Annotated in this window: 12 protein-coding genes; 4 read left to right on the top strand and 8 right to left on the bottom strand. The window is 66.9% G+C overall.

What is annotated here, in order from left to right; all coding sequences use genetic code 11:
• Positions 1 to 12 precede the first annotated feature (12 nt).
• From AC3EO7_RS28335 to AC3EO7_RS28365, 7 genes are all read right to left on the bottom strand, one after another.
• Positions 13 to 1,095, bottom strand: a complete 1,083-nt coding sequence (locus AC3EO7_RS28335; protein ID WP_435592891.1) for an ABC transporter ATP-binding protein — start codon at positions 1,093 to 1,095, stop codon at positions 13 to 15.
• A 30-nt stretch (positions 1,096 to 1,125) separates the two neighbouring features.
• A complete protein-coding gene (locus tag AC3EO7_RS28340) occupies positions 1,126 to 2,454 on the bottom strand; it encodes an ABC transporter substrate-binding protein (RefSeq protein WP_435592892.1) in 1,329 nt (442 codons plus the stop codon).
• Between the two features lie 31 nt (positions 2,455 to 2,485).
• Positions 2,486 to 3,352, bottom strand: a complete 867-nt coding sequence (locus AC3EO7_RS28345; RefSeq protein WP_431971427.1) for a carbohydrate ABC transporter permease — start codon at positions 3,350 to 3,352, stop codon at positions 2,486 to 2,488.
• A 13-nt stretch (positions 3,353 to 3,365) separates the two neighbouring features.
• Positions 3,366 to 4,295: a carbohydrate ABC transporter permease gene (locus tag AC3EO7_RS28350; RefSeq protein ID WP_431971426.1), complete on the bottom strand. Its 930-nt coding sequence runs from the start codon at positions 4,293 to 4,295 to the stop codon at positions 3,366 to 3,368.
• 197 nt (positions 4,296 to 4,492) lie between these two features.
• Positions 4,493 to 5,395 carry a L,D-transpeptidase gene (locus AC3EO7_RS28355; RefSeq protein ID WP_435592893.1) on the bottom strand — a complete coding sequence of 301 codons (903 nt, stop codon included), beginning with the start codon at positions 5,393 to 5,395 and terminating at the stop codon, positions 4,493 to 4,495.
• A gap of 368 nt (positions 5,396 to 5,763) precedes the next feature.
• Entirely contained in the window at positions 5,764 to 7,131 is a 1,368-nt protein-coding gene (locus tag AC3EO7_RS28360) for a cytochrome P450 (RefSeq protein ID WP_435592894.1), read from the bottom strand.
• Positions 7,132 to 7,176: 45 nt separating this feature from the next.
• A complete protein-coding gene (locus AC3EO7_RS28365) occupies positions 7,177 to 7,695 on the bottom strand; it encodes a DUF6764 family protein (RefSeq protein WP_431971423.1) in 519 nt (172 codons plus the stop codon).
• 220 nt (positions 7,696 to 7,915) lie between these two features.
• Between AC3EO7_RS28365 and lppU the strand changes: the two genes are divergently transcribed.
• Both lppU and AC3EO7_RS28375 read left to right on the top strand, forming a co-directional pair.
• Complete coding sequence (lppU, locus tag AC3EO7_RS28370) at positions 7,916 to 8,533, top strand: LppU family putative lipoprotein (protein ID WP_431971422.1); 618 nt, start codon at positions 7,916 to 7,918, stop codon at positions 8,531 to 8,533.
• Positions 8,534 to 8,552: 19 nt separating this feature from the next.
• A complete protein-coding gene (locus AC3EO7_RS28375) occupies positions 8,553 to 10,040 on the top strand; it encodes an MFS transporter (RefSeq protein WP_431971421.1) in 1,488 nt (495 codons plus the stop codon).
• Positions 10,041 to 10,110: 70 nt separating this feature from the next.
• Here AC3EO7_RS28375 and AC3EO7_RS28380 read toward each other — a convergent pair whose 3' ends face one another.
• Positions 10,111 to 10,779 (bottom strand): S1 family peptidase, encoded by a 669-nt coding sequence (locus AC3EO7_RS28380; RefSeq protein ID WP_431971419.1) that lies wholly within the window; start codon positions 10,777 to 10,779, stop codon positions 10,111 to 10,113.
• A 489-nt stretch (positions 10,780 to 11,268) separates the two neighbouring features.
• On the opposite strand from AC3EO7_RS28380, the gene AC3EO7_RS28385 reads away from it, so the two are divergent.
• Complete coding sequence (locus tag AC3EO7_RS28385; RefSeq protein WP_431971418.1) at positions 11,269 to 12,123, top strand: MlaE family ABC transporter permease; 855 nt, start codon at positions 11,269 to 11,271, stop codon at positions 12,121 to 12,123.
• Positions 12,124 to 12,127: 4 nt separating this feature from the next.
• Positions 12,128 to 12,991, top strand: a complete 864-nt coding sequence (locus AC3EO7_RS28390) for an MlaE family ABC transporter permease (protein WP_068060715.1) — start codon at positions 12,128 to 12,130, stop codon at positions 12,989 to 12,991.
• Positions 12,992 to 12,997 lie beyond the last annotated feature (6 nt).

The following is a 12,997-nucleotide window of genomic DNA, read 5'->3' on the forward strand; positions in this document are numbered from 1 at the left end:
GTCGAAATCGCTTCAGCGGAGGCGGGATTCGTTTTCGGGATCGAAGAAGAAGATCTCGTCGGGTTCGGCGCGTAGGTGGAGTCGGTCGCCGAGGGCGAGGTGGAAGCGGCGGTCGACGCGGGCCACCACCTTGCCGGTGCGGCTGCGCCAGTCCTCCGAGGCGCCGTGGCTGTAGACGAAGGATTCGGCGCCGAGTTCTTCGAGGATTTCGGCGGTGACCGTGAGGCCGGTCGCGGGATCGGCGGTGACTTCCCAGGATTCGGGGCGGATGCCGACGATGACGCGATGGCCCGCTGCGGCGCTGCGGGGCAGCGGGATTCGGAGGTTGTCGAGCACCGCGGCGCCGTCGCGCACGGGCGCGTCGAGGAGGTTCATGCCCGGCGAGCCGATGAAGCCTGCGACGAAGGTGTTGACCGGGTCGTCGTAGAGCGCGCGCGGGGCGGCGATCTGCTGAAGCCTGCCCTCGCGAAGCACGGCGACCCGGTCGCCCATCGTCATGGCCTCCACCTGGTCGTGGGTGACGTAAACGGTGGTGGCGCCGAGGCGTTTCTGCAAAGCGGCGATCTGAGATCGGGTGCTCACGCGCAGTTTGGCGTCCAGGTTGGACAGGGGCTCGTCCATGCAGAAGACCTGTGGCCTGCGCACGATTGCCCGCCCCATGGCGACGCGCTGGCGTTGCCCGCCGGAGAGCTTGGCGGGCTTGCGGTCGAGCAGATCCTCGAGCTCGAGCATCTCGGCGGCCTCCTTGACCCGGACGGCGGCCTCGGCCTTGTCGACTCCGGCATTGCGCAGCGCGAATCCCATATTCTGCGCGACGGTCATGTTCGGGTAGAGCGCGTAGCTCTGGAACACCATGGCCACGTCGCGCGCCCGCGGCGGCAGTCCGGTGACGTCGCGGCCGCCGATCAGAATGCGCCCGCTCTCCACCGATTCCAGCCCGGCCAGCATGCGCAGGCTGGTGGACTTGCCGCAGCCCGACGGTCCGACGAGGACCAGGAACTCCCCGTCGGCGATCTCGAGCTCCAAATCGTCGACAGCGGGCGCGGGCGCACCGTGATATCGGTGGGTCACCCGGTCGAAATGCACCGTCGCCATGCTGAAGTCTCCTCGTGTCGTCGCGGGAACTTACTTGGGTAGCTTGGGCGTGATCTGGCGGTCGACAATCGTCTGCAACTGCTGCGCGACATTCGCGAAAACCGTTGCGGGATCCGCATTCCGAAGTCCAATCTGCTCCAATCCTGTTCCGATGATCTGATCGCCGCCGGGCACGAAAACGCGAGCGTAATCCTGCGACTTGGTCAGCGGCAGTTGCTCGATCGCGACCTTCGCGTTCGGATTCTCGGCCAAGAATCGCTGCTCGCTCGGGTCGTGCACGGCCGATTTCCGTACCGGCATGTACCCGGTGTTCTGCGAGAAATACGCGGTGCTCTCGACATTGGTGACGAATTCGATGAATCTGAGCGCGTTGACTTTTCGCTCGTCCGAGATAAGCGACGGGATGGCGAGCCCCGCCCCGCCGGTGGTGACGCCGGGCCCGGTGGGATGCGGCAGGAACGCGGTGCCGAAATTCAGCTTGCCCTCGGCGTTCTTCTTTATCCCGCGCAGATCTCCGGTGGAGGCGATGGTGGAGGCGATCACGCCTGCGCCGAAATCGACCGCGATCTGCGGCTCGATGCCCGCGTATTTCTTGGTGTGGATCATCTGGCGCAGGAAGTTGCCCGCCGCGATGGTGCCGGGTTCGGTGAACTTCAGGGTCCAGCCGTCGGAGTACGCGCCGCCGAAGGTCCAGTTCGGGCCCTGGAAGGTCCAGGCCAGGTAGTTCTTCGCATCGCCCCAGCCGTGCGCGAGTTTGCCCTCGCCCACCACGGATTGGATCCTCGGGCCCCACTCGTCGAACTCCGGCCAGCTCTCCGGACCGCGATCGGGCAGTCCGGCCGCGGCCCAGACATCCTTGTTGTAATAGAACAGCGGCGTCGATCTGGCGTAGGGCAGCGCGTAATGCTTGCCGTCGAACAGGTAGTCGGCCGCCAGCGAATCGACGTAGTCGTCCAGCCGCACCCCGGCGTCGGCGAAGTGCCCGTCCAGGGGTTCGATGGTGCCGTTCAGCGCGTAGTTGAACCACCAGACATCCGAGAGCACAACCACATCCGGCAGCGCACCGCCGGAAAGTGCCGCGTTGAACTTCTGCGACACCTCCTCGTAGTTCTTGCCCGCGTCGACCAGGTCGACCCGCAGATCAGGGTATTTCGCGTGGAACCGCCGGATCAGCTCCAGCTCGAATTCCTTCGAGGTGCCAGGGTGATTCGACCAGAAGGTGATGGTGTTCGCGTCTCCGCCCTGCTCACCCCCGCCGCCGGTGCCCGCGCACGCGGTCAGCGCCACTCCCGCGGCGGCCGCGCCCGCCAGTCCGATGAATCCGCGCCGGGACAGCCCGGGGAACGGTGCTGCGGTCACGTGATTCCTCACTTTCCGACGGATCTGCCCGTCAACCCTTGACCGCACCGGAGGTGAGGCCCTTGATCATGTGGCGTTGCAGCAGCAGGAACACGACGAGGATCGGCAGCATGGTGAGCAGCGTCCCCGCCATCACCGGCCCCCAGTTGGTGACGCTGGGATTCTCGGTGTTCTGCAGCAGCGTCAGGCCGACCGGCAGCGTCGCGACGCGCGTGTCGTCGGCCATCAGGAACGGCCAGAGGTATTCGTTCCACTCGTTGACCAGCGTGACCACCGCGAAAGCGACCATCGTCGGCCCGGACATCGGCAGCACCACCCTGGTGAGCAGCCGCCACCAGTTGGCGCCGTCCATGCGGGCCGCTTCGATGATCTCCGTGGGCAGCGAGAGGAAGTGGTTGCGCATCAAGAAGGTTCCGAAGGCGACGCCGCAGAGCGGCACGATGATGCCCTGAAAGGTGTTGCGCCACCCCCACTGCGCGACGAGCGCGTAATTGGAGATGACCGTGATCTGGTTCGGCACCATCAGCGCCGCGATGATCACCAGGAAGATCACCGTCTTGCCCGGGAAGCGCAGAAACACCAGGCCGTAGGCGCTGAGCACGCCGAGCGCGAACTTCACCGCGGCGATGGTCCCGGTGACGAGCAGCGAATTGCGCAGGAAGGTCCAGAACGGCAGCGCCGAGGTGGCCTCGGTGTAGTTCTCCGGATGCCAGCTGTGCGGCCAGTACACGGCGGGCTGGGTGTAGATGTCCGGGCGCGCCTTGAACGAGGTGATGACGATCCAGAACAGCGGGACGCCGACGACGGCGAGCACGCACACCATGGCCGCGTACCCGAGCAGGGTCGCCGCCCGCTGCCGTCGGCGGTACGAACGTGTCTGCGGCCCTGTGTTTTTCATCGTTCGCCGGGTCTCATTGCTCGCCCCGATCCATCACGCGTACCTGGATCAGCGTGACGACCAGCAGCACCAGGAACATGAGCGTGGCGACGGTGGCGCCGTACCCGGCCCGGAAGTTGCGGAACGATTCCTGATAGACCTGGTAGACCATGGTCGTCGTGCCGGTGCCGAGCGGCCCGCCGCGCGTCATCACGTTGATGATGTCGAAGACCTGCAGCGAGTTCAGCAGCACCGTGATGGACAGGAAGAACGTGGTCGGGCGTAGTTGCGGCAGCAGCACTTCGGCGAACATGGTCCAGCGGCTCGCGCCGTCGATCTCGGCGGCTTCCATCAGATCCGCCCGCACGCCCTGCAGGGCGGCCAGGTAGATGACGAAGGTGTAGCCGAGGTTCTTCCAGATGTAGGTGACCGTCACCATGAACAGCGCCCAGTTCGGGTCCTGGTAGAAATCCGGCACCCGCTCGACGCCGACGCGGCGCAGCAGATCCTGGACCAGCCCGAAACTGGGATCGAAGACGAACTGGAAGGCCACCCCGATCGCGGCGCCGGAGATGACGAACGGCGCGAAGACCGCCGATCGGACGACGTTGCGGCCGAACAGCTTCCGATCCAGCAGCAGCGCGAGCGCCAAGCCGAGCGCCATGCTGCCCAGTACCGCGGCCAGCGTGAAGACCACCGTGTTGGTGACGATTTCCCAGGAATCGGCCCGGCTCCACCACTCCCGGTAGTTCGCGAAGCCGATGTAGCGGGCCACCGGGTCGGAGATGTTCCAGTCGGTGAAGGAGAGCCGGATGTTGTCGACCAGCGGCCGGTAGACGAACAGCGTCAGCAGCGCCAGATTCGGCGCGACGAGCACGAGGAACAGCCCGTAGTCCTGCCACGGCTTGCCCCGAAGCCCCCTGTCGCGGGGTTGCGGTAGCACTCGCTCCGGCCGTGTTCGCACGGCGGAGACTTTACGACGCGCGCAGCAAATGTTCGGTGAATATCGCCTGGCGGCGCGCTGAACATTCGACCAGTTCGCGTGCCGCCGTCGAACCGATATCCGTGACCAGCTATTTCGTGGCGAAGACGGCGGCAAGGACGAAAACGCCGACCGCGCGGCGGTGCGCGGTCGGCGTTTTCGTGGCTATTACCTGGGGATCAGTTCCAGTCGCCCAGGCCGTCGCGCGAGTTCAGCGTCCCGCCCGCGGTGTTCTGCACGATGACCGGATCGCCCTTCTGCGCGTTCTCGAAGAACCAGCGAGCGTCCTCGGTGCTCACGTTCAGGCAGCCGTGGCTGGCGTTCGACACACCCTGCTGGCCCACCGACCACGGGGCGGCGTGCACGAAGATGCCGCTGTTGGAGATGCGGGTGGCGTACTCGACCTCGAGCTTGTAGCCCTCGGGCGCGTCGATCGGCACGCCGTAGGTCGAGGAATCCATGATCATCTTGCGGTTGCGCTCGCCGACGATGTAGGTGCCGTTCGGGGTCTCGTACTTGGGCTTGCCCATCGAGGTCGGCATTTCCTTGACCACCTCGCCGTTGCGGGTGACGGTGATGGTCTTGGTGGTGTCGTCGGCGGTGGTGATCAGCGCGTCGCCGATGCGGAACGAGCTGGTCGTGCCGCCCGCGACCACGGTCACGTCGGTGTTGTCCGGCCAGAAGTCGTACGGCCGCCAGCGCACCTGCCGGTCGCTGAACCAGTAGAAGTGGCCGGGCGCGTCCTTGGCAGAGGTGATCTTGATTGCCTTCTCGGCGGTGGCCTGGTCGGTGACCGGCTCCTGGAAGGTGATGATGATCGGCTGCGCGACGCCGACCGTCTCGCCGTCGGCGATGTTGATGGTCGGCGGGGCGAAGTTGGCCTGCGGAGCGGGATCGGTGGCCGCGGCGGCCGATCCCGAACCGACTCCGGAAACGCCCTGCTCGGCCTGAGCGGGAGCGACGATCATGGCACCGGCCGCCGCGATCGCCGCGGACAAGAGGACGCCCCGCCGAATGCGGCGGGCTAGCCGGTTTTCCTCGCGGAAACTCGACAGCGACCTGTTGTTCGAAGCGGCTTGCATAGGTTTTCGTCCATTCCAGCTCTCGCGCGCGCGTACGCGAGCGAGATATCTCATCGGTTTGGTGCTCGGGCGCCCGCGAACCGTGTCGCGAGTCCATCGGAGCTGCCATGGGTATTGCCGGGGGCCTGCGAAGCACCCACGGGCATGACAGCCCAACCCCGTTCATTCCTACCGTCCCGGCACGACATGAAGCCAGTGGCGATATTCGGTTATGCGCCCGCACGGTCGGATGTGTTATGGAACACATAAGCCATTGACAGTCATTGCCTTTCGGTAAACGGCCCGGTCAGGTCGGCAAGTGCGGTGCCGGGGCGGCAACCTGCCGTCCGTCCGGTTTTGTGCAAGATCAAACAATTTCGTGACCGAAATCACTCGATGACGTCGAAGGGAATCGACCGATGCGGCCCGGTCGCGATGTTGTGCGGCACCGAGAGTGGCGTCCGTCCGCGCGCGTAGCGCGGCGGCAGAGCGAGGCGGACGCGGCGGAGCAGTGTGGCCAGCACCACGCGCAGTTCGTAGTCGGCGAGGCTCGCGCCGACGCAGCGTCGATGTGCCCCACCGTACGGCGCGAGCTCGAACGGACCGTAGCGACGGTCGAGGAATCGCTCGGGCCGGAATCGGGCGGCATCGTCCCAGGTGTCCGGGTCGGAGTGCAGCAGGGGCAGCGCGAGGCCCATCGTGTCGCCGGCGCGCACCCGCACGCCGCGCAGCGTGACGGGCTCGGTCACCCGGCGCAGCACGATCGGCACCGGCGGGTGCAGGCGCAAGGTCTCCTGGCAGACGGCGTCGAGATAGGGCAACCCGGGGAGAGCGGCGGGCGAATCACCCGCCTCGCGCAGTTCGGCGCGCAGCCTGCGCAACGCCTCGGGTGCGCGGTGCAGATGGTAGAGCGCCCAGACCAAGCTGGTCGCGGTGGTCTCGTGCCCGGCGACGAGCAGGGTGCGCAGCTGATCGCCGAGATCGGCGTCGGTGGGGGCGCTTCCGTCGTCGTAGCGCGTGCTCAGCAGCAGGCCGAGGATGTCGCAGTCGTCTTGGCGCGCAGTGCCTTTGCGCTCGGCGAGATCCGCCTGGACGAGCCGGTCCAGATGTTCGCGCGCCGCGACGAACCGATCCCACGGCGCGCGGCCGAACGCACCGCGGCGCAGCGCGGGCAGCAGCAGCAGCGGGCCGGAGAAGGCGGTCAGGAACTCGGTGATCGCGGCGGTGTAGGCGACCCGTCGCTCGCGGGCGCGCACGCCGAAGACCGCCTCCAGGATCACCCGCAGCGTGATCGAGCGCGCCGCGGCGCGCGAATCGATCCGCGTCCCCGGTCGCCACGGCGTCGTCTTACCCGGTCGCCACGGCGTCGTGCCGCCGTCGATCTCGTCGAGCGTCGCGGCCTGTATCAGCTCGCCGTAGGCGCGGACCCGCGCACCGTGGAAGGCGGGCGCGAGCAGGGTCCGATCCCGCCGGTGCCTGGCGCCCGAGGTCAGGATCAGCGAGGCCGGTCCCACCAGCGGCTCGATCGGATTCGGCCGCGGCGGTTCCAGCAGCTCCGTCGGCGCGCGGAACAGTTCCCGCGCGCCTGCCGGTGTTCCGGTGAACAGCACCGCACCGAAGCCCGGGAAGCGGACGTAGAAAGGATCCCCCTCGCGGGCCCGCCGCCAGCGGAAATACCGTTCGAAGTCCAGCCCGGCCGCGAGCGCGTGCAACGGGAACAGTCGCGGCGGCGCGGGGACGGCGGTCTCGGTCGGCATGCCTTTACCTACGAGTTGCCCGCGGCGGCGGTTCGACCGGAGAGGTCAGTGCGGCGAACTCCAGCGCCCGAACGGCGTCGCGAGGCAGGACGCGCCGGTGGCCATGTTCCAGGCGAGGGCCGCCGCGCCGAGGCACACCACGGTTCCCTCCTCGGTGCTGACCTGCGCGCGCGATCCTTCGAAGGCGATGGACAACGCGATGGTCCTGCCGTCGCCCGGATCGGGATCGGTGATCGAGGTGAGGGCGAGTGCGTCAGGGCCGAAGCCGAGGGCGACCGGAATCCCGCCCGCGCCTTCGCTCGCTCCGATGCCGCCCGCGGCGCCGATGCCGAGCGCGGTGGCTCCCGAGGTTGCGCGGGCATAACCCACACCGTCGAAACCGGCCGAACGCGCTTCCCCGAGTGTGTCGGTGGCGGCACGGCAACCGCTGCGACCATCGATGACGGTGATATCGCCGCCGTACTCCGCACTGCAATGCGCATCGGTTGCCGATGCGAGGGCGGGGAACGCGAACGAGCTGCCCACCGCGGCGGTCGAGCAGATGAGTGCGCTGATCAGCTTCACGGACAACCCCTTTCGCGCCGTAGTGCCCACCATACCGAGACGGTTGCCCGCGGAGTTGTGCCGCTGCGTGCCCGCTCGAGTGTGCCTGCCGAGCCCGTTCCGACTCGACTACCGCGTTGCTGATGGTGTATGCATGGCGTGATATTTGAAGATCAGGTCGTCAACTTCGGATTCTTACGGGGGTGTGAGTTCGGAGCGTTACAGCTCGGGAGGACTGTACGTGTCTCGTCAACTGCTATCCGGTATCGCGCTCGCGATCGGAACCGCCGCCGCCGTGTTCGCCCTGGTGGCCTGTAGCTCGACGATCAGCGGCACCGCGCAGCCCGCGGTCGACAGCGGAACCATCGACGCGGTCAACACCAGCACTCCGAAGACCTCCGCGCCCAGGTCCAGCGCCAGGCCCACCTCCGGCAGGCCGACGCCGACGGGCGGCAACACCGATTTCGAGGCCTCCATCGGCGATTGCGTCACCTTGGGCGGCACCACGACCAACGCCACCATCGCGAAGGCCTCCTGCGGCAGCCGGGCATCGAACTACAAGGTCATCGGCAAGACGCCGACCAGCTCGGGCTGCCCGGCGGACCGCGACAACTACTACGCCGAGACCATCAACGGCGTGCAGCAGGGCGCGCTGTGCCTGGACATCGATTGGGTGGTCGGCGGCTGCATGGACGTCGGCGGTGACGACCCGAAGCGGATCGACTGCACCGAGCGCGGTACTCAGGGCGTCCGGGTGACCAACATCAAGACCGGCGCGACCGACGCGAGCGTCTGCGACAGCGGCATCGGGTTCGAGTACTCCGAGCGCCGCTTCGTGGTCTGTGTCGAGGAGCTGTAACTCGCACTAGGTTGGACCGGTGACCACCGCCCAGGAGCTACCCCGGCTGCATTCGGCGACCGGGCGGTGGATCCTGCTGGCGACCATCCTCGGTTCCTCGGTCGCCTCGTTGGACGCGACAGTCGTCAACATCGCGCTGCCCCGCATCGGGGAAGCCCTCGACACCGACGTGGCCGGTCTGCAGTGGACGCTCAACGGCTACACCCTGACGCTGGCCTCGTTCATCCTGCTCGGCGGCTCGCTCGGCGACAAGCTCGGCAGGCGCAAGGTCTTCGTCTGGGGCGCGGTCGGTTTCGCGATCGCCTCGGTGCTGTGCGGCGCGGCCGTGAACATCGAGATGCTGGTGGCGGCGCGGGTGCTCCAAGGCGTGGCGGGGGCGATGCTGACGCCGGGCAGCCTGGCATTGATCTCCTCCTCGCTCGACGAACGCGATCGAGGCGCGGCGATCGGGCTGTGGTCCGGTTTCGGCGGGGTGGCGGGCGCGCTCGGGCCGTTCCTCGGCGGCTGGCTGATCGACTGGGTCGGTTGGCAGTCCATCTTCTTCATCAACGTGCCGCTGGTCGCGGTGGTCGTGGTCGTCGCGCTGCGCCACGTGCCGGAGAGCGTCGACCCCAACGCCGTCGCGCGGCTCGACGTCCCTGGCGCGGTGGTGGTCGCGCTGGCGCTCGGCGCGCTGACCTTCGGGCTGATCGACGCGATGCCCCTGCTCGCCGCGTCCGGCGTGCTGTTGCTCGCGGTGTTCGTGGTGATCGAGCTGCGCAGCGACCATCCGCTGGTGCCGCCCGCGCTCTTCCGTTCGCGGGTGTTCACCGCGGCGAACCTGGTGACGCTGGCGGTCTACGCCGCGCTCGGCGGCGTCTTCTTCCTGCTCGTGCTGGAACTCCAGCTGGTGGCGGGCTATACGCCGTTGCTGTCGGGGCTGGCCACGGTGCCGGTCACGCTGATCATGCTGGCGCTGTCCGCGCCCGCCGGGCGATGGGCCCAGGTGCACGGACCGCGCATTCCGATGACGCTCGGACCGCTGCTGGCCGCCGCGGGATTGGTGCTGCTGCTCCGCATCGGACCGAATGCCGGATACGTCGGCGACGTGCTGCCGGGAGTCGTGGTCTTCGGGCTCGGTCTCGCCGTGCTCGTCGCGCCGCTCACCGGCGCCGTGCTCGGCGCGGTGCCCGCGTCCGAGGCCGGTATCGCCTCAGGGGTGAACAACGCCGTCGCCAGGACCGCGCAGCTGCTCGCGGTCGCCGCGCTGCCCGGGCTGGCGGGCATCTCCGGTTCCCTCGCCGACCCGGCCGCGTTCGACGACGGGTTCGAGACCGCCATGTGGATCTGCGTGGGGCTGTTGGCGGCCGGGGCGCTGATCGCCGCCGTGCTGTTGCGTCCGCAGCGCCATGCGCCGGATCTGAAGAGCGTCGAGTGCCTGCCGCAGTGCGCCGTCGCGGGCCCTGCTATCGCACCCCGGCGGAGCCTCGTCGATGACGCGACGCACGGGAGCGCTGAAGCCCCCTAGGCGGAAGCTCCATAGATACAGAAGGGAGCGGGCGATATCGCCCGCTCCCCGTCGTCCGCACGGTGGCCGATCAGATCGGCACGAAGCCCGAGCCGGGCCCGCCCCGCGCGTTGAGGTCGTTCATGATCGCACTCATGTTGGTGCCGACTTCGGGACCGAAGCAGGCGATGGCCAGGTAGGCGTTCACCATGCCGACCAGGGTGGTACCCACCACCACGGGAGCGCCGGAATCACCCTCCACGACGCACATCTGGCTCCAGGTCTCGACATTGGTGCCGAACACGTCGCCCCACGCGATGCCACAAGTGTTGCCGGTGGTGCGGCCTTCCTTGCAGACGATCATCGGGAACTGGGCAGGCGCGCCGATGCCGGTGATGGTGACGTTGCCGATCCGGTTGACCGGGGTGATCGCGCCCCCGTCGAACTCGATGACGGCGTAGTCCAGCTCGGAGTTGGAGTAGACGAAACGACCGATCTGGCCCGCGCCGCGATCGGCCTCGGAGTACACCTTCGCACCCGCGTCGCCGCAGTGTCCGGCGGTCAGTCCGACAAGTCTGCCCGCGCTGTCGTGACCCACCGTGGTGACGGTGCACTCGAACATATTGTCGATGATGATGCCGGATCCGCCCCCGATCACCGGCGGCGCGGCAGCCGCGGGGCCCGCGCCCGTCCCTAGCAGCGCCGCGCCGAGGGCGACGGCGAAGACGGCGTTGGCCGCCTTGACGAGTTTGCTGAACATGTCCCTCCAGATGTCGGAAGCCCGCACGATATCAATCTGTCGCACCCATCGTGTCAGTATTCGGTCTCGGGCGCGTCTCGTACCGAGGATGCCTCGGAGGTGCCGCCGAATCGTAATCGCGATAGCTAATCTCTATTACTGAGCTCAATTGGACGACACGCCCAATGTGTTTCAAATTCGGTAGAACTCATTCAGCAAGCATTCAAAATGACGCCAGCTTTTAGATGAAAGATTTCCTCGTAATTGACCGGAGATAGAAGAGAAGCCCATATGGCGGCGCCTCAACTGTAACTTGTTCTAAAATTTTGGTGCTTAATTTTGGTGCCGGAGACAAGGAGGTCGCAGCGTTCTCGTGAGGTTTCCACGAAGGTGACTCGAATCTATGACTGCAATCACATGACGATGGTGTGTTCTGCACTACTCCGTAGTAAGGTGCGTCAAGCAAACAAGTCGTCGGGGTGAGCAACCGGCGTCGAGAGGGGTTAGTCAGTGCAGTCGACCAAGAGTCCTCCCACGGGATCACGGATAAGTGAAGCGGTCGATTGGACGAGGTCGTACTGGGAAGACCATCCCAAGCGGTCACTGGAGACCTTCGGCCGTCAGATCACGATGGGTATCGCCGCGGTAGCGGAACTGTTCATCGCCATCTTCCGGCGGCGGTTCCCCTTCGGTGAATTCGTCCGGCAGTGCGCCTTCATGGCCAATGTGGCCGCGGCCCCCACGTTGCTCGTCGCGATTCCGATCGGCGTCATCGTCTCGATTCAGGTCGGCGCGGTCGCCGGTCAGGTCGGCGCGACGTCGTTCATCGGCGCGGCCAACGGCCTCGGCATCATCCAGCAGGGCGCGCCGCTGGTCACCTCGATCATGATCGCGGGCGCGGTCGGATCCGCCATCTGCGCCGACCTCGGCTCGCGCACCATCCGCGAGGAGATCGACGCCATGAAGGTGATGGGCGTCGATCCGATGCGCCGCCTGGTCGCACCGCGGCTCGGCGCCGCGATGCTGGTCAGTGTTCTGCTCTGCGGCTTCGTCGTCTTCGTCGGCTTCCTGACCGGCTACATCTTCAACATCTTCGCCCAGGGCGGCACGCCGGGTTCGTACGTCAGCACCTTCTCGTCGTTCGCCGTGACCCGTGACCTGTTCGTCGCGTTGGTGAAGTCGCTGATCTTCGGCCTGCTGGCCGCCATCATCGCCTGCGATACCGGTCTGAACACCCGCGGCGGCCCCGGCGGTGTCGCCAACTCGGTGAACTCGGCGGTGGTCAGCTCCGCGCTGATGCTCTTCGGCGTGAACCTCATCATCACCCAGGTCTACAACGCACTCTTCCCCCCACAGGTGGTCTGAGCCGGTGTCATCAACCTACGTACCGCCGCTGCTGCGGCCCCTCCAGGGACTCAAGCGTTCCGCGCAGGCGCCGGTCGATCTCGTCGCGCGGCTCGGCCATCAGGTGTTCTTCTTCCTGCGGTCGGTCGGCTCCATTCCGCTGGCGCTCAAGCAGTACCCCAAGGAAGTGTGGCGGCTGCTCTCCGACGTCACTTGGGGCAACGGCAATCTCGTCGTCGGTGGCGGCACCATCGGCGTCATCGTGATCCTGAGCGCGTTCGGCGGCATGACCGTCGGCATCCAGGGTTACACCTCGCTGAACCTGCTCGGCCTCAGCCCGATCACCGGCGCGATCTCCGCGTTCGCGACCACCCGTGAACTCGGCCCGCTGCTCGCCTCGCTGGCCTTCGCGGCCCAGGCGGGCTGTCGATTCACCGCGCAGCTCGGCGCGATGCGCATCTCCGAAGAGATCGACGCGCTCGAGTCGGTGGCCATCCGGCCGCTGCCTTACCTCGTCAGCACCCGGATGTTCGCGGCGATCGTCGCGATCGTCCCGCTGTACTGCCTCGGCCTGGCGACCGCCTACCTCTCCTGCTCGCTGACCGTGCAGCTGGTCGGCGGCACCGCCAGCGGCACCTACGCGCACTACTTCTACCAGTTCCTGATACCGACCGACGTACTGTATTCGCTGCTCAAAGCGATCATTTTCGTCGCGATCACCACCTTCATCCAGTGCTACTACGGCTTCTTCGCCTCCGGTGGCCCGGAAGGCGTCGGTGTCGCGGCGGGGCGGGCAATCAAGATGTGCATCATCCTGGTCGTTTTCGCGGACCTCTTCATGACGTTGGCGATATGGGGGGTCAACCCCGGAATCCGGATCTCGGGGTAAGGGCCA

The organism is Nocardia sp. bgisy118 (genome assembly GCF_057708605.1).

Excerpts from the sequence above, each read along its gene's own strand:
- AC3EO7_RS28335 (WP_435592891.1), bottom strand. The coding sequence starts at position 1,095 with ATGGCGACGGTGCATTTCGACCGGGTGACCCACCGATATCACGGTGCG.
- AC3EO7_RS28345 (WP_431971427.1), bottom strand. The coding sequence starts at position 3,352 with ATGAAAAACACAGGGCCGCAGACACGTTCGTACCGCCGACGGCAGCGG.
- AC3EO7_RS28355 (WP_435592893.1), bottom strand. The coding sequence starts at position 5,395 with ATGCAAGCCGCTTCGAACAACAGGTCGCTGTCGAGTTTCCGCGAGGAA.
- AC3EO7_RS28360 (WP_435592894.1), bottom strand. The coding sequence starts at position 7,131 with ATGCCGACCGAGACCGCCGTCCCCGCGCCGCCGCGACTGTTCCCGTTG.
- AC3EO7_RS28380 (WP_431971419.1), bottom strand. The coding sequence starts at position 10,779 with ATGTTCAGCAAACTCGTCAAGGCGGCCAACGCCGTCTTCGCCGTCGCC.